Origin of the sequence: Rickettsia endosymbiont of Pantilius tunicatus (assembly GCF_964291875.1) — a bacterium.
In the GTDB taxonomy this organism is placed as follows: Bacteria; Pseudomonadota; Alphaproteobacteria; order Rickettsiales; family Rickettsiaceae; genus Rickettsia.
Genome location: NZ_OZ198175.1, coordinates 715,127 through 731,495 on the forward strand (window position 1 = coordinate 715,127; position 16,369 = coordinate 731,495).

The window sequence follows — 16,369 nt, forward strand, 5'->3', positions numbered from 1 at the left end:
TCTCAAAATACTATCATTACAATAATGCAACTATCCCACATAATTTATAAAATTTAAGAAAATTTAATACTCGCTTGAGTTTGCTTTGAACTATCAACTGTCAAGGGGTAAATCTAAAATAATTATAAATATTTATGTTGAATAAACTCTTATTATAGTGTCTACTTAAGAAAAAGTTTTATACTTGATTAGCTTCTACCAACCCCATTAGTACTTATAATGAGCACAGCAAAAAAAAACAAATTTCAAATAAATATCAATAATAATTATAACGATTTACTTACGCCTTTTGGTAAAGCAATTTTACGAGATCGATATCTTATGAAAGGTGAAGATTTTCAAGATTTATTTGCTCGTGTTTCTAGTTATTATGCTGAAAATAAAGAGCATGCTCAGAAGCTATATGAGTATATGAGCAAAATGTGGTTTATGCCTGCAACACCGATCTTAAGTAATGGTGGCACTGATAGGGGGCTACCTATTTCTTGTTTCTTAAATGAGACCGATGATAGTTTAAATGACATAGTAAATTTGTGGACGGAAAATGTTTGGCTTGCCTCACGCGGTGGTGGGATAGGTAGTTATTGGGGTAATGTTAGGTCTATTAATGAAGCAATTTATAATAAGGGACATTCATCAGGCATTATACCTTTTATTAAGGTGATGGATTCTATGACCCTTGCTATTTCTCAAGGCTCGATTAGACGAGGCTCATCAGCAGTATATTTACCTATTGATCATCCTGAAATCGAAGAATTTATTGACATAAGACGTCCGACAGGGGGCGATGTTAACCGAAAATCTCTTAATATTCACCACGGTATTGCTATAACCGATAAATTTATGCAAGCCGTTGAAAATAATACAGACTTCGAGCTTATTAGTCCTGCTACCAAAAAAGTTGTAACTAAAGTTAGAGCAAGAGATTTATGGGTAAAGTTACTTACCACCAGAATAGAAACCGGCGAGCCTTATCTCTTATTTATTGATAGTGTTAATAAATCAATACCTAAGCATCATAAAAAGTTAGGTTTACATGTTAAGATGTCCAATTTATGCAGTGAAATTACATTGCCAACCGGTATCGATCATTTAGGCAAATCAAGAACTGCCGTTTGTTGTCTTTCTTCTTTAAATTTAGAATATTATGAAGAATGGAAAGATGATAAAGAATTCATACCAACTATTATGCTATTTCTTGATAACGTTTTAGAAGATTTCATCAATAAAGCACCTGATACTATGGCAAGAGCTAAATACTCAGCTTTTCGTGAGCGAAGCGTTGGTCTTGGTGTTATGGGGTTTCACTCGTTCCTGCAAATGAAAAAAGTACCGATAGAGTCGGTTATGGCAAAAGTTTGGAATAAAAAAATATTTGAATATGTATCTAAGGAAGTAGAAGAAGCATCTGTTAAAATCGGTAAAGAGAAAGGGGCGTGTCCTGATGCATTGGATGCAGGGAGCAATGAGCGTTTTAGTAACAAAACAGCAATAGCTCCTACTGCTTCAATTTCAGTAATAGCAGGAAATGCATCACCAGGAATAGAGCCATTTGCTGCTAATAGCTTTGTACAGAAAACCCTAACTGGTTCTTTTAATGTACGTAATAAGCATTTAGAAAAGCTATTAGAGGAAAAAGGATTTAATAATGATCAGGTTTGGTCTTCAATTAGTACTCACGAAGGATCAGTGCAGCATCTAACATTCTTAACTGAAGAAGAAAAGCAAGTCTTTAAAACTGCCTATGAAATTGATCAAAATTGGCTGATAGAGCTAGCAAGCGACCGCACGCCTTATATTACTCAGGCACAATCTTTAAATGTCTTTTTACCTGGTAATGTTAGCAAAAAATATCTAAATGATATTCATTTTAGAGCTTGGAAAAAAGGAGTGAAAAGTTTATATTATTGTAGATCAACATCAATTCAACGAGCTGATAAAGTTTCGCATGATGTATTAAAGGGAGATTTTAAAGATTTAGAAAAACAAAATGACGAACTAGCCGAAGCTAATAAGTATGAAGAATGCTTAGCTTGCCAGTAATAATAATGTTATGCAAAAATATTTAGATCCAATAGATGAATTTACAAGTTATGTTTGCTGATCAAAGCGAAGAAGGTACGGGAATAAGTGGGTTACCTACAGAAGAAATAGAAAAATTAAAAAATAAATAAAAAGAAAGCATATGTCATTACTTGATGCAAGTCCAATTTATAAGCCATTTTCATATCCTTGGGCATATGAAGCTTGGCATACTCAACAAAAAATTCATTGGCTACCGGAAGAAGTGCCGCTTGCTGATGATGTTAAAGATTGGAAATATAATTTAACCCCAGGTGAGAAGCATTTATTAACGCAAATATTTCGCTTTTTTACACAAGCTGATATTGAAGTAAATAATTGCTACATGAAGCATTATTCACGAGTATTTAAACCCACTGAAGTAATGATGATGTTATCTGCTTTTTCTAATATGGAAACAGTACATATTGCAGCATACTCGCATTTGCTTGATACTGTAGGGATGACGGAAGTAGAATATTCTGCGTTTCTTAAATATAAGGAAATGAAAGATAAATATGATTATATGCAGCAATTTGGGGTTGCTACTAACGAGGATATAGCAACTACGCTCGCAGTATTTGGAGCTTTCACCGAAGGATTACAGCTATTTGCATCTTTTGCTATTATGCTTAATTTTCCACGTTTTAATAAAATGAAAGGTATGGGGCAGATTATTGCTTGGTCAGTGCGTGATGAAACGCTGCATACTAATTCTATTATTACGCTCTTTAAAACTTTCGTTAGAGAAAATCCTGAAGTCTGGACAGAAAATTTACGTAGTCGTATCTATAAAGCTTGTACAACTATTGTACATTTTGAAGATGCGTTTATTGCTCTTGCTTTTGAAGTAGGGGGAATTGAAGGGCTAACGGCTGATGAGGTAAGATTATATATTAGATATATCGCAGACAGGCGTTTGTTTCAGCTAGGGTTGAAAGATATTTACATGGTAAAAAATAACCCTCTACCATGGCTTGATGAAATGCTAAACGGTGTTGAGCATACAAATTTCTTTGAAAATAGAGCAACCGAATATTCAAAAGCAGCAACTACTGGCTCGTGGGAAGAAGTATTCGCTGATATGGATAAGAAGTAGTATATACCTTTAATACTTCAAGATTTGGTAAATACTCAGATAGAACTTCAAAAATTGGCTACGTCGTTCTATAAGTACTGCGGTGCTCACGTATTAAGTATACGCTCCGCTCCTCGTCTTATAAACTCCTTGCTCTTTTTTTCGTGCTTCGTCTTTGCTCACGTAGTTTATCTACATTCCGCAGACTCACCGCTTATTTGACTTACCAACTTTTGAAGTATTTGCGGTATACTCTTCTATTTATTAGATAATGACATAATGCATGTTAGACATAAAAAGAAAACAAGACCATATCGAAATTAATCTTACCAAAAATGTTGAATCTGGCTTAAGTAGCGGATTTGAGTCGGTTCAGTTTGTGCATAATGCCTTACCAGAAATCAATTATAGTAGTATAGATACAACTACCACTTTCTTAAATAAAACCTTACAAGCACCTATCCTAATTTCTAGCATGACGGGCGGAACGCCTAGAGCAAGAGATATTAATCAAAGATTAGCTGCTGCTGCTCAAAAAGCAGGTATTGCTATGGGACTTGGTTCTATGCGTACTATGCTTTCAGAACCAAGTACTTTAGATACATTTACAGTGCGTAATAATGCCCCTGATATAGTATTGCTTGCTAATATTGGTGCGGTGCAGCTCAATTATGGTGTAACACCAAAACAATGTCAGTATTTAGTAGATAGCATTAAAGCTGATGCTTTAATTTTACATTTGAACATATTACAAGAATTAACGCAGCCGGAAGGTGATAAAATTTGGGAAAATCTTTTACCTAAAATAAAAGAAGTCGTAAATTATCTTTCTGTCCCTGTAATTATCAAGGAAGTAGGATTTGGTTTGTCTAAAAAAACAGCCAAACAGTTTATAGATATAGGAGTCAAAACTCTTGATGTTGCAGGCAGTGGTGGAACATCTTGGAGTCAGGTGGAAGCTTATCGTGCTACAAATTCATTACAAAATCGTATAGCTAGTAGTTTTATCGATTGGGGAATTCCGACGCTGGATTCTATTAAAATGGTAAGGGAAGCTTCAAAGGATATTTCCATTATTGCAAGTGGTGGCTTAAAATCAGGTATTGATGGAGCTAAAGCTATTCGCATGGGAGCGGATATTTTTGGTCTTGCTGGTCCATTTTTAAAAGCAGCTGATCTTTCAGAAAATCTAGTATCTGAAGAGATACAACTAATAATAGAGCAGCTTAAAATTACTATGATGTGTACAGGATCGTGTAACTTGGAGGAGCTTAAGAAAGCCGAATTGAGGTAATTGTTACCAACTATGTCATTCTTGCGTGAGGCTTGACCCGTATGGATAGAAAAACGCTCTCGGTAGGCATTGCCTACGTGGATCATTCTCCCCTGTCATCCCGTGATTTATGAACTAGAACCAGTTAAAAATACTAATAAAATTAGTATTTTTTATTATTTTCTGGATCTAGTTCCCAAGCCACGGGATGACTACCTTAGGGCGTTTTTCGATCCACGCGGGCAATGCCGCCACGGGGTGACAAGGGAAAACGATCTACATAACAAAGCCCGCATCTTTCCCGCAATGATGTTTCTACAACTCTAAATAAGATTTTAATGCTAAAATTAATATCTCATCTTTTTTGGCATCTATATCTTTTGTTAATTCTTCATAAACTTGTTCATCTGATAGGCTAGTGAATTTTTTAAAGAGCTTTACTATTTCTAGAGACGGCACAATTTGAAAAGCATCTTTCAATATTTTGATCTTTTTCTTATCATTCAGATTATTATTTGAATTCAAATAAAGCTCTAGTAATGGGATATTTATAAAATTGGTATTTATAGCCGATTCTAAACATTCCGCATCATTTGCTAATAAATAATAATCAGCAATTTTTAAAGTGTCTGAAATAGGTATAGGTTTATGGAGTTTGGCAATCTTGTTTGTGATAAAAGTAAATTTAGACCATAAAGCAAGCTGCCCATAACAATAAGCTAAAGTAACCAAATTATCTGTATCATATTCATTTATATTATAGGCTTTAACGGCATAATTTCCTGCGTCCTGATAAAGTGCCTTGTCATAAAAAAGTTTAGCAAGGTTTTTATTGCTATAAAAAGCAAATTCTTTCGATTTAGAAAGATTTTGTAAATAAGCAATTTTCTTATCTATGTCCTCTTCTGTTTCAGCTAAAATTAAGTTATGAAATTCTTTTAAGTTTTCACAAGATGAATTTTCTCGAGCAATAGAGCCTGCTTTAGTTTTATTACCGGTAATATATTTTGCAAAGGCTAGAACTAATGAATATCTATCATTATTGATTTTACGATTACTAAAAACATTATGTATCTTAATTGGTAAATCGATAATTAATATCAAAAATCTTATTATGATAAAACCAAGGACTATTAATAAAATTAAACTTATTAGACTAAAGAAAAAAGTGGTTTCAATATTATAATTATATAAATTAATGAAAACCTTTGAATCAAAGCTTTGCGTTAAGGTAAAGCCAAAATAAAGAAGAAAAAGAGCAGCACATATTAATAATAATCTAAACATCTTTATTTATAAACTCCTGCATAAACTTTTCTGAATAAAGAAAATTAATTAGATATTTTAATTTTTCTAGGATCAATAATTTATCTTGTTCTTTTCTAATTATATTAGAAGGTCTTTTCTCAATTTTAATAAATTTTTCAAGCCATTTATGATTCAATGGAAAAATCACCTCCACTTTTTCAAATTTAGAAATAAGGTAATTATTATTATATTCTTCTAAGTTTGTTAAAATATTTTTTATATCCTGAGGTAGCGGCAGAGATTTTAACACTATTAACTCTTTACTATATTCCTGATCTTGTAAAAAATTATATGTTAATAGATTTACATTTAGCAGATAATGAATGTAATCAGGTGAATATATTTTAGGTTGATGATCAGGTTTTTGTTCTAATGTAGCAGTAGGAGTCTCAGGAAATTTTAAGGAGTCTACGTATTTTAAAAGTGTCTTAGCAGATAATAAAGGTGCTTCTTCTTTTGTTTCTTTAATATTTGTTTCAATCTCATCTGGGGTGTCAAGAGTCTGACTTAAGTTTTTATTTTCGCTTTTAAATAATTTTAAAATATCGCTCCTATTATTATAAAGTGTGAAAGAGGATAAAGTAAATATTACTATTGCTATAAAAAAGATATTTCTGCTTTTAAATAAACTATTGAATTTTTGCATTTTCAAATAATAATTTGATTAAATCGTTAGGATTTTGGTCATCACAATAAACCACATTTTTAAAAAAAGGTCTAACTATATTTGCAACTTTTAAACTTATAGCTATGACTAAACTATTTTGTAAGTATTCTAATAAATTATTTTCATTTAACAACTTTAGTAAAGTCTTAGCACTATTTTGAGAGTAAAGCATTACAAAGTCAACAGAGTTCTTAAGTTCTTTTACAACAGATAACGGAAGCTCATTTAAATATTCTACGTTATAAATAATATAACGTTTTATCTTATCAGGCAAATCTTTAGTAATTTCGTTTGAAGATAGATATATAGTTTGTTTGTATAAATCACTTGGAAAATGCTGAATTAAATCATCTACATTTTTAGCAGTATAAGCTATTTTTAAACTTTTGTTTTCTAGTAATTGTTTTGATTTATCTCCTACCACCCAAATGTTATGATTTAATTTATATTCAGCAATAATTGCAGCGGCGTATTTACTAGTTATTATTATATTTGAGTAACCCCCCAAAATATTAATATCAAAATCTAGAGTTTTATACTTAATTATAGGGCAGTTAATATAATGAAAATTTAAGACATGATTATCTATTTCCTGAGTAGTTTCTAAATTAGCTTCCCAGCTTCTAGTTAATAAAATCGACTTCATATAATATTTGTATTCCTATATAAAGAGCTACTGCCCAAATTATAATAGCTGCTATTTTATTAACTATAGCTAAAATCGTGCTACTTTTATTCAGCTTTCTTACATTATAACCAGCAAGACCCAAAGAGAAAAACCATATCCAAGATACAAACACACAAGTTAAAGTAAATATAGTTTTTGTAAGTCCCTGATATTTTAGGGCACTTGTACCTATTACTACTATTGTATCCATAATTGCATGTGGATTTAATATCGATACTGATATAGCAAATAGAATCTGTTTTTTAGCTGAAAGTGCGTTCGAGTTATTAGTAAGATCAAGAGGCGGCTGATTCCAAGTATTATATCCCATATATAATAAAAAAATAAATCCTAAAATGAGTATAGTAAGTTTTAAGGTGGGGATTTCAAAAATTATCAAAGATAAACCAAAAACGGCAGAGCAAATAAGAATAGTATCACATATAGAAGCAGATACTATACTAGGTAGAACCTTTTGAAATTTTGGTTGTGTAGCTCCTTGATTAAATATAAAAATATTCTGTACTCCTAAAGGTACGATTAAGCCAAGTGCTAAGAGTATTGCATGAAAAAATGCATTTAATATTTCGTTCATTTTAACTTAACCAATTTATCCAAGATTTTATAGTAATTATTGTTTGCGGTAAATATAGTAGTGCTATTCCCCAAATTGTTATAGCTCCTACCTTATTAAGTATTTTTAAAATTATAGCTCCTTTACTTAGTTTTCTAATATTATAACCAATTGTTGATAATAATAAAAACCATACATAAATAGATATAAGTATGTATATTACTTTAGTATTATAATCTCGATATTTATAAAGAACTGTATTTAGCATATCTAAAATAAAAGGATTAAATATTGATAATACTAATATATATAGGTTCTAAAAATAGTTTTTGAATAGAAACCGATTTAGGGATGTTTGTCGAATTAAAGTATGATTGATGCCAGGTATTATAGCCCATATACATGAAAAAAATAAACCCAACTACAAAAATAGGTATTGCTATGAACCATAGCATATAAATAAACAAGAACTCAGTATTAAAGATAATTATGTATATAATAATGCTATAACTTATACAACCAGCGATCATACTAGGTAAAGCTTTTTTAAAGCTACAATATTTTGCACTTTGATTTAATATAAAAATACTTTGTATAATCGAAGATGAAAGTAAAATTATTGCATGTAAGAAAATAGTTAAAATATCATTCATTGTTGTAATTTAGTTTTTATTTTTAATAATATTATTAAAGATGGAATAGTTATAATAGTAGTAAATAAAAAGAAATTTTGCCAGCCAAAATTTACTACTATATAACCTGAAATTATTGGAAAAATTGATCTAGAAATACCCATCATTGATGAAAAGAATGAATATTGTGTAGCACGAAACTTGCCTTGACATAATGATGAAATAAAAGCTATATAAGCGGTCATCGTCATACCACCCGTAATACTTTCCGCTCCTATTGTAATAAATAATAGGGTGGAATTCTTTCCGTATATTTTAAGAATAATAAATAATATATGAGCTAAAGCATGAATAATACCAAATAGTAGTATGCTATCTAATATATTCTTTTTCTTCATAATAAAACCACCGAGTAATCCGCCAACGATAGCACCCATAACTCCCCAAAACTTTCCGACACTTCCTATTTCAAAAGCATCATACTCTAAATGAAGTAAAAACGGGTTGATCATGACGTTAATAAAATTATCAGGTAATCTATATAATACTAGGAAGACTAATATAATAAAAGGAATAGATCCTATTGGCTTTAGAATGTTCCTTATAAAAGCAAAAGTACCGTTGTTATTATCTGTGGTTTGCTCTATATCGTTATTTTGATCAAATCTACAATATTTTACACCAACTATAAGTAAAATAAGATAAACAAATATTAAGATTGCAAAAATTTTATATATTTCGTTGAAAGTTAAATAGATGGATAAATATATAGCTCCTGAATTTGCAATTAGCATACCGAATCGATAACCGAATATATATATTCCTGAAGCAAAACCAAGAGATTCTTTATTAACTATTTCTGTCCTAAAAGCACTTAATATAGTATCTTGCATAGAGCTAAAAAATGAAATAATCAATGAGATAGAGGCAAATAATAATAAATTATCAAAAGGATTTAAAAAGCTTAAAATATATACAAAAAATACTAGTACTATGGAAGTTAAGCAAATCCAAGATAACCTATGACCAAAAATTTTGTCTAAATATTTAATCCTTAAACTATCGAATATTGGAGCAAATAAAAAATTGATAGAGTAGGGCAAAGTTATAAGTGATAGTAAACCTATCGTTTGCAAAGCTATATTTTCTTTAGCAAGCCAATAATTTAATGTATTACCGGTAATCATTATGTTAAAGCCGCTAATAAGTCCAAATAACCAAATAATAGATAAACTGCGTGACATATTGTTTTAATTGTTATAAATAACGTCAAAATTATAAATAATAAATGAAAATAGCTAAATAATCTAATATAATTATTGCGGGTTTTATTATTAATTGATAAATTCTTTTAAACTAATTAGTTATAAATTTAAATGTTCAAAAAAAGGTCTAAAAAAAATATTTTTGCTACCATTAAAATTCCTCTGTTACTTCTTCTAATTTTAATAATGTTTATAGTTGTTATAGGATTTTTCACGAGTAATCATAAAATGCATTCAGAAAATTATTGTATTAGGGATATCTCTACCTACAGCTATCAAAAGTTTTATAGTGTTATGCGTGAAGATCTATTCAGTTTTGATTCAGCACTTGAGAAGCTAGAAGATAAGCCGCTAACCGTTAAAGATAAGGTAAAATTAGAAAAAATTTGTACTTTCAAAATAGAAGACGAAAAGGTGCGTTTAGAAGTTGCAAAAGGTTATGATTGTTTGCTACGGCTATATTCGGGTGAGGATGCTACTTTAGTAGAGAAATATAAAGCAATTAAGAATGGTAGTTATGGGCTTGATACTTTATATACTAAAAATGCTGCGATTAATTTAGCAAAATTAATAATTTCAGGTTATGAAAAAGAAGTAAAAGAACATTTGAATATAAAAAATGATTCTGACTTAATAAAATATTTTAGCGGTTATACAAAAGATGAAATTCCTGCTCTAAAAAGTCTAATTTCTCTTAATATAGCTGAGCTTACAGCAAGATGTTTGTATAGGCTTAGCATGATTCACCTACTTGGTAGACCCTCACTTAATGAGCAGGATATAAAGCTTGATTATAAGCTTGCCATAGAGGAAATGCAAAATATAATTAAGTTAACTGGCATAAAACAAGATAATGTATTAGATATAGCATTGATTATTAATGATAAGTTTGCTCGGCACGCTGCGACAGTTATCGCTTCAAGTTTAATAAATAGTGATTTAGATAGTTTTTATAAATTTCATATTGTGATGAATCCAAAAGATTCGCTTACAGAAGAATCAATGGAAAAATTAGCTTCTATGAAACATATAAGGGACTATTCTATAGATTTTATTCCTTTTCCTGAAATTGTATTAGACTTAAATTTAGCTAATGAAAAAATAGAATTTTTAGATATGTGGCCTCCTTTGGTAATGTATAGGTTATATTTTGATGAAGTCTTTCCGAACTTAGACTCTGTATTATATCTTGATGCAGATATTATTGTGTTGCGTGATTTAAATTCTTTCAAAAAGTTAGATATGTCAAACTATATAGTTGCTGGTAGTATGGATACAGCTCTTACTTATTGTACTTTAAAAGTAGAAGAAGAGTGTAATAGGAAAATAAATAATTTTTATAAAAATAGTGGTATAGTATTTCTAAATCTACAAAATATGCGTGAAAAGCAAGCAAAGAATATGATTTTAGATGCAATGCATAATTCAAAATGTAGTTTTGCTTATCCTGATCAAGACTTATTAAATATTGCTTTTCATGATTACATATATCCATTATCTATGAGATGGAATTTTTATACCTACTTTATAGATAGAGATACTTATTTTTCATATTTTATTATACATTATGCTGGTAAAAAAAAACCATGGAATAATAATGAAATAAAATGGACAAAAGATATTATAGAAAAGTATCAAGAGATTGAAAAATATTATTGGCGATATAGAGAGTTTACTCCTTGGGGTAATGAAGATTTTAATTGACTTTAATGAGTAAGAGATTTAAAAGTTTAGATTCTATGAATATTTAAAAAGATTCATGGAATTTAATTTAATTTTTATGCAAGGTTACAATATAAATGTTGCCGCCCAAAACCTTTTTTGAGAAAGTTAAGGAAATAATTTGGCCAATAGAAAGAAAGGAATTAAAGCTTTTCATACCTATGGCATTAATGATGCTATGTATCCTTTTCAATTTCGGAGCATTGCGTTCTATAAAAGATAGCTTAGTAGTACCTTCTATGGGGGCAGAGATTATTAGCTTTTTAAAATTATGGCTAGTATTACCCGCATGTGTGATCTTTACAATACTTTACGTTAAGCTCAGTAATAAATTCAATTTTGAATATGTTTTTTATATTATAGTTGGTAGCTTTTTATTATTTTTCTTATTTTTTGCATATATTATTTATCCAAATCAGGAAGCTTATCACCCTAATAATGAAATAATAAATAACTTAATAACATCTTACCCTAACTTCAAATGGTTTATTAAAATAGCCAGTAAATGGAGCTATGGACTTATGTATATCTTTGCAGAGTTATGGAGTGCTGTAGTTATAAACTTAATGTTTTGGCAGTTTGCTAACCATATTTTTGATACTAATAAAGCAAAAAGATTTTATCCAGTCCTTGGGATGGTTGGTAATATGGGACTAATACTTGCAGGTAGCGTTTTAGTATTTTTTTCAGGTAACAAAATAATTGATCCTGAATTATTACCTAATTCTTTTGATGCATCAGTTAATTTAACCTCTCAAACAACAGAGATGCTACAACCTATTATGTCAATAATTGTTGCAGCGGGTGTTATTTCTATGCTGCTATTTAGAATAATAAATAAATCTATTTTGACTGATTCTATAAATGTTTTAGATTCAAAGAAAGTTAAGGCTAAAACAAAAACTAAACTTTCGGTTTTGGAAAGTATTAAGTTGGTAATTAACTCGAAATATATAGGTCGTATCGCATTATTAATAATCTGCTACGGGTTATTGATTAATATTGTAGAAGGACCTTGGAAAGCAAAAGTAAAAGAACTATATCCAAATACTATAGATTATGTTCATTTTATGGGCAGATTTAATATTTTGATGGGTGTATCATGCGTCACTTTCATGATCATAGGAAGCAATATTCTTAGAAGGCTCGGTTGGTTTGTTTCTGCATTATTAACACCTATTATGTTATCTATAACCGGATTAATGTTTTTTATTTTCATAATCTTTATCGAAGAAATAGGATCATGTTTTGGTAATTTTAACCTTTTATATGCAGCAATAATTGTTGGAGCAATTCAAAATATCCTGAGTAAATCATCTAAATACTCGCTTTTTGATTCAACAAAAGAAATGGCGTATATTCCGTTATCGCTTGAACTTAGAACTAAGGGTAAAGCTGCCGTGGAGGTAATAGGTACAAAATTTGGTAAATCACTCGGTGCATTTATTCAGTCCTTAATATTTATAATTATTCCTACTGCTACTTTTGACTCTATAATAATATATCTATTAGTAATTTTTATAGTTATGATTAGCTTATGGATTTGGGATGTTGTAAAGTTGAATAAAGAATATACTGAGTTGTGTAAATAAAATATTAATAATGCCGTCCTATGAGGGGGCTTCGATGTCATCCCGTGGCTTGTCCACGGGATCCAGAAAAACAATAAAAAATACTAGCGTATTTTTAACTGGATCCCGCGATCAAGTCGCGGGATGACAATAATAATTATATAAAAAAACTTTTAATTGCCAAATTGTACCAATTATAGTACATTAATATAATGTTTAATATATCAAAAACTCTTAATGTAAAATTTTACCGATCTATCAGTGAAAAAGAACCAGTACGTGAGTGGTTGCTTGAGTTAGAACCTAAAGATTGTAAAACTATTGGTACAGATATTAAAACTATAGAATACTCTTGGCCAGTTGGAATGCCTATATGTAAATCTTTAGGTAAAGGAATGTATGAAGTAAGATCAAATTTAACAGATGGTAAAATAGGAAGAGTATTTTTTTGTATAGTAGATAGTGAAATGATTCTGTTACATGGATTATAAAAAAATCTCAAAAAACTCCTAATAAAGAGTTAGATTTAGCATTTAAAAGAAAAAAAGAGGTAGAATTGTGAATAAACTTAATCAAAAGTATATTGGTTCTAATTTTGATAATTTTCTTAATGAAATAGGAATATTAGAAGAAGTTACAGTAGTAGCCCATAAGCGTATTCTTGCTGAACAAATAAAGCAAATTATGGAACAAAAACATATAACAAAAACAGAAATGGCTGAAAAAATGGAAACTAGTAGATCAGCCGTAAATAGACTTCTAAACCCTAACAATCCTAATGTTACTCTTGATACCCTTGATCGTGCTGCGATTGCTCTAGGAATGAAATTAAATATTTCTTTAATTTAAAGAAATGAAAAAAACTTTAAAAATAATATTTTTTGTATCTATTCTTGCGGTATTAACTTATGGCATATTATGGTTTGCAATCCTATTTTCCTTATCAAATTCTATAAATCAAAAATATTCTGATACTTATCTTAATATCGATGATTCTCAGCAATATTTTGTTAAATTTTCTAAAGCTAAGCCGTATGGTTTTCCTTTTAAATTTGGTATTTCAATTATTAATTGGCAAGAAGAAAGCGTTAATAGAAAAATCGAATTTAATTCACCTATAAATATTGGTTATGATTTATTAAAGCAGCAAATATTTGTAGATTTTTCAGGAGAGGCAGTTGGCAGATTTAAACCAATTGAGAGAGGCTTTGGAGTAAAATTTTATAATGATAATTGTATATTATCCGCAAAAATGCCTTTAAGTCTTGGATTATTTAAAATTGTAAAAGAGAAAAAGGATTTTTTTGAAATAATAAATTTTATAGAAGATGTTAAATTTACTTTAAATAAAGCAGAAATTTTTGATTTGGTAGATAATAAAAAGCTATATGAAGAAGATCATACTCTATTTAATTTAGCATTTGATAAGAGTAAATACTATACAAGTAAACAGGATTTTCTTGATAATATACCACAAAAATTAGAAATTAATTATGATACAGAAATAATACAGAGTGATCTTGAAGATAGAATAATTCCGGCAGGGCTGTTATTATATAGATTAGCATGGCATAATAACTTTAAATTTTCAGCTAATTTTTTAATTACTGCGGGTAACCCAAATTTTAAAGACTTTGCTAAAGATTTAACAATTGAAATTACTAATGCACAAATAAATAGTAATAGTTTTGAAAATAATATTAATTTACTGTATAAAGGTAAGTTAGATGGTTTAGGTAATAATAACGTTAATCTTTTGATAGATTCAAAATTTAAGCTAAAGCAAGACTCTATAACAAGCTTCTTGAGTTTCATAAGAAAATATTATGACAGGCAAAACTATTTGCTTACACTTTCAGATAATGAGTCATATAAAAGTTTAAACTCTAAACTAAGCTATGTTTTAGATAGTAATCAGGAGTTTGATTTTAGTATTTTGGAAAACCGAGAATATGATTTTAAATTAAATGCTAGTTTATTTACTGAGTTAAATAAGTTAACTAGAGCTCAAATAAATGCTCTAAGTTTGTATTCAAATAGAACAGGATTTAATATAACAAACGAAACATTAGTAAGTGTATTTAAAGATTCTTATAGTAAGGGTGATATCATAGCCAATAATTATCCTAAAATAATGGAGGTGCTAAGCTCTTATATAAATAAAAATCTTTCGGAAGAAAGTAAAGAAATCTATAAAAATGCTTTTATATCTTTCTTTAAAACTATTTCCGATCATCCAAATTCTTCTAACTTAACTGATGTTAGTTTTGAATATAATTTTGATTTATCAGATTTAAATAAAACTAAAATAGGTACTATAGATGATATAAATAAAATTCTACCTTTATATTATTTGTCTTTATACCAAGCAGCAGTAAAAGAAGTTAAAACAGGTGATAATTTAAAAGAAAAAATCATGGAACTAATACCGGATTTTAAAGAACATCAAAAAATACTAGAAAAATGTATGCTACCAGGGTTTCAAGATATTAATGAAACTATGTGGCAAGAGATTACAAAATAATGGATTTTATAGTAAAAATACAGCAAGATTTAAAAGATGAAGTAACCCAGTTAAATAACTTGATTATTAGCTGTTTAAAAAGTGATGAAGAGTTAATAGAGAAAGTTGGTAAATATTTACTGGAAGCAGGTGGCAAACGAATTCGTCCGCTATTAACTATTATAACTGCTAAAATGTTTGATTATAATGGCGATAGTCATATAAAGCTTGCTAGTGCCGTGGAATTTATTCATACAGCAACACTACTTCATGACGATGTAGTAGATGACAGTACGCTTCGAAGATTTAAGCCAACTGCTAATGTTATTTGGGGAAGTAAAACAAGTATTTTAGTCGGTGATTTTCTTTTTAGTCAATCATTTAAATTAATGGTATCTTCTGGCTCTATTAAAGCCATGAATGTTTTAGCAAAAGCTTCAGCAATAATTTCAGAAGGTGAGGTAGTGCAGCTAGTTAAGCTAAACGAGCGTCGTCTTATAAATATAGAAGAATATCAGCAAATAGTTAAGTCTAAAACTGCTGAATTATTTGGTGCTTCTTGTTCTGTTGGAGCTATCATAGCAAATCAGAGTGATGATATTTCTAAAGATATAGAAGAGTTTGGAAGATTACTTGGCACTATATTTCAGGTTATAGATGATCTGCTTGATTATCTTGGCAATGATAAGCAGGTAGGAAAAAATATCGGTGATGATTTTTTAGAAGGGAAAGTTACATTACCGTTAATCTTCTTATATGATAAATTAGAGAAAGACGATAAAGCCCATCTTAAAAATATGATAAAGTCAGATAATCGTACTAAAGAAGAATTTGTAAAAGTATGTGATTTGATGGTAAAGCATAAAATTAGTAAGGACATTATAAATCATCTGAATAGCTTAGAAAATGAAGCTATTAGCGTTCTTAACAAAATCCCAGTTCAAAATATTTATAAAGAATATTTATTTTCTATTATTAGGTTTATTTTAGATAGGTCTTATTAGATTGTGTCATTGCGAGCGAACAAAGTGAGCGTGGCAATCTCATA

Annotated in this window: 15 protein-coding genes; 9 read left to right on the forward strand and 6 right to left on the reverse strand. The window is 29.5% G+C overall.

Annotation, left to right across the window (positions count from 1 at the left end; genetic code table 11):
- Window positions 1-219: 219 nt before the first annotated feature.
- From ACICQC_RS04155 to fni, 3 genes are all read left to right on the forward strand, one after another.
- Window positions 220-2,043, forward strand: a complete 1,824-nt coding sequence (locus ACICQC_RS04155) for a ribonucleoside-diphosphate reductase subunit alpha (protein WP_395477494.1) — start codon at window positions 220-222, stop codon at window positions 2,041-2,043.
- 142 nt (window positions 2,044-2,185) lie between these two features.
- Complete coding sequence (locus ACICQC_RS04160) at window positions 2,186-3,160, forward strand: ribonucleotide-diphosphate reductase subunit beta (protein WP_395477495.1); 975 nt, start codon at window positions 2,186-2,188, stop codon at window positions 3,158-3,160.
- 262 nt (window positions 3,161-3,422) lie between these two features.
- Window positions 3,423-4,433, forward strand: coding sequence for a type 2 isopentenyl-diphosphate Delta-isomerase (gene fni / locus ACICQC_RS04165; protein WP_395477496.1), 1,011 nt, complete (start codon window positions 3,423-3,425; stop codon window positions 4,431-4,433).
- A 294-nt stretch (window positions 4,434-4,727) separates the two neighbouring features.
- Here the strand turns inward: fni and ACICQC_RS04170 are convergent, their stop codons facing one another.
- The 6 genes from ACICQC_RS04170 to ACICQC_RS04195 form a co-directional block, all read right to left on the reverse strand.
- Window positions 4,728-5,699 (reverse strand): heme biosynthesis HemY N-terminal domain-containing protein, encoded by a 972-nt coding sequence (locus ACICQC_RS04170; RefSeq protein WP_395477497.1) that lies wholly within the window; start codon window positions 5,697-5,699, stop codon window positions 4,728-4,730.
- Window positions 5,692-6,366: a hypothetical protein gene (locus ACICQC_RS04175; RefSeq protein WP_395477498.1), complete on the reverse strand. Its 675-nt coding sequence runs from the start codon at window positions 6,364-6,366 to the stop codon at window positions 5,692-5,694. Before ACICQC_RS04175 ends, ACICQC_RS04170 begins: the two co-directional genes overlap by 8 nt.
- The gene (locus ACICQC_RS04180; protein ID WP_395477499.1) at window positions 6,350-7,033 is read right to left on the reverse strand and encodes a uroporphyrinogen-III synthase; all 684 of its coding nucleotides are present in this window, start codon (window positions 7,031-7,033) and stop codon (window positions 6,350-6,352) included. The genes ACICQC_RS04175 and ACICQC_RS04180 overlap by 17 nt, the downstream gene beginning before the upstream one ends.
- Window positions 7,011-7,649 carry a LysE/ArgO family amino acid transporter gene (locus ACICQC_RS04185; protein WP_395477500.1) on the reverse strand — a complete coding sequence of 213 codons (639 nt, stop codon included), beginning with the start codon at window positions 7,647-7,649 and terminating at the stop codon, window positions 7,011-7,013. The genes ACICQC_RS04180 and ACICQC_RS04185 overlap by 23 nt, the downstream gene beginning before the upstream one ends.
- A 1-nt stretch (window position 7,650) precedes the next feature.
- Window positions 7,651-7,896, reverse strand: coding sequence for a hypothetical protein (locus ACICQC_RS04190; protein ID WP_395477501.1), 246 nt, complete (start codon window positions 7,894-7,896; stop codon window positions 7,651-7,653).
- Window positions 7,897-8,277: 381 nt separating this feature from the next.
- The gene (locus ACICQC_RS04195; protein ID WP_395477502.1) at window positions 8,278-9,504 is read right to left on the reverse strand and encodes an AmpG family muropeptide MFS transporter; all 1,227 of its coding nucleotides are present in this window, start codon (window positions 9,502-9,504) and stop codon (window positions 8,278-8,280) included.
- Between the two features lie 132 nt (window positions 9,505-9,636).
- On the opposite strand from ACICQC_RS04195, the gene ACICQC_RS04200 reads away from it, so the two are divergent.
- The 6 genes from ACICQC_RS04200 (at window position 9,637) to ACICQC_RS04230 (ending at window position 16,325) form a co-directional block, all read left to right on the forward strand.
- The gene (locus ACICQC_RS04200) at window positions 9,637-11,229 is read left to right on the forward strand and encodes a glycosyltransferase family 8 protein (RefSeq protein ID WP_395477503.1); all 1,593 of its coding nucleotides are present in this window, start codon (window positions 9,637-9,639) and stop codon (window positions 11,227-11,229) included.
- Between the two features lie 95 nt (window positions 11,230-11,324).
- Complete coding sequence (tlc3, locus tag ACICQC_RS04205) at window positions 11,325-12,839, forward strand: nucleotide exchange transporter Tlc3 (RefSeq protein WP_395477504.1); 1,515 nt, start codon at window positions 11,325-11,327, stop codon at window positions 12,837-12,839.
- A 191-nt stretch (window positions 12,840-13,030) separates the two neighbouring features.
- Window positions 13,031-13,309 (forward strand): type II toxin-antitoxin system RelE/ParE family toxin, encoded by a 279-nt coding sequence (locus ACICQC_RS04215; protein ID WP_395477505.1) that lies wholly within the window; start codon window positions 13,031-13,033, stop codon window positions 13,307-13,309.
- A gap of 67 nt (window positions 13,310-13,376) precedes the next feature.
- Window positions 13,377-13,667, forward strand: a complete 291-nt coding sequence (locus tag ACICQC_RS04220) for a helix-turn-helix domain-containing protein (protein WP_395477506.1) — start codon at window positions 13,377-13,379, stop codon at window positions 13,665-13,667.
- A gap of 4 nt (window positions 13,668-13,671) precedes the next feature.
- Complete coding sequence (locus ACICQC_RS04225; RefSeq protein ID WP_395477507.1) at window positions 13,672-15,342, forward strand: hypothetical protein; 1,671 nt, start codon at window positions 13,672-13,674, stop codon at window positions 15,340-15,342.
- The gene (locus ACICQC_RS04230; RefSeq protein WP_395477508.1) at window positions 15,342-16,325 is read left to right on the forward strand and encodes a polyprenyl synthetase family protein; all 984 of its coding nucleotides are present in this window, start codon (window positions 15,342-15,344) and stop codon (window positions 16,323-16,325) included. The genes ACICQC_RS04225 and ACICQC_RS04230 overlap by 1 nt, the downstream gene beginning before the upstream one ends.
- Window positions 16,326-16,369 lie beyond the last annotated feature (44 nt).

Coding starts and splice junctions, on each gene's coding strand:
- ACICQC_RS04155 (WP_395477494.1), top strand. CDS start 220: ATGAGCACAGCAAAAAAAAACAAATTTCAAATAAATATCAATAATAAT.
- ACICQC_RS04160 (WP_395477495.1), top strand. CDS start 2,186: ATGTCATTACTTGATGCAAGTCCAATTTATAAGCCATTTTCATATCCT.
- fni (WP_395477496.1), top strand. CDS start 3,423: ATGTTAGACATAAAAAGAAAACAAGACCATATCGAAATTAATCTTACC.
- ACICQC_RS04170 (WP_395477497.1), bottom strand. CDS start 5,699: ATGTTTAGATTATTATTAATATGTGCTGCTCTTTTTCTTCTTTATTTT.
- ACICQC_RS04175 (WP_395477498.1), bottom strand. CDS start 6,366: ATGCAAAAATTCAATAGTTTATTTAAAAGCAGAAATATCTTTTTTATA.
- ACICQC_RS04180 (WP_395477499.1), bottom strand. CDS start 7,033: ATGAAGTCGATTTTATTAACTAGAAGCTGGGAAGCTAATTTAGAAACT.
- ACICQC_RS04185 (WP_395477500.1), bottom strand. CDS start 7,649: ATGAACGAAATATTAAATGCATTTTTTCATGCAATACTCTTAGCACTT.
- ACICQC_RS04190 (WP_395477501.1), bottom strand. CDS start 7,896: ATGCTAAATACAGTTCTTTATAAATATCGAGATTATAATACTAAAGTA.
- ACICQC_RS04195 (WP_395477502.1), bottom strand. CDS start 9,504: ATGTCACGCAGTTTATCTATTATTTGGTTATTTGGACTTATTAGCGGC.
- ACICQC_RS04200 (WP_395477503.1), top strand. CDS start 9,637: ATGTTCAAAAAAAGGTCTAAAAAAAATATTTTTGCTACCATTAAAATT.
- tlc3 (WP_395477504.1), top strand. CDS start 11,325: ATGTTGCCGCCCAAAACCTTTTTTGAGAAAGTTAAGGAAATAATTTGG.
- ACICQC_RS04215 (WP_395477505.1), top strand. CDS start 13,031: ATGTTTAATATATCAAAAACTCTTAATGTAAAATTTTACCGATCTATC.
- ACICQC_RS04225 (WP_395477507.1), top strand. CDS start 13,672: ATGAAAAAAACTTTAAAAATAATATTTTTTGTATCTATTCTTGCGGTA.
- ACICQC_RS04230 (WP_395477508.1), top strand. CDS start 15,342: ATGGATTTTATAGTAAAAATACAGCAAGATTTAAAAGATGAAGTAACC.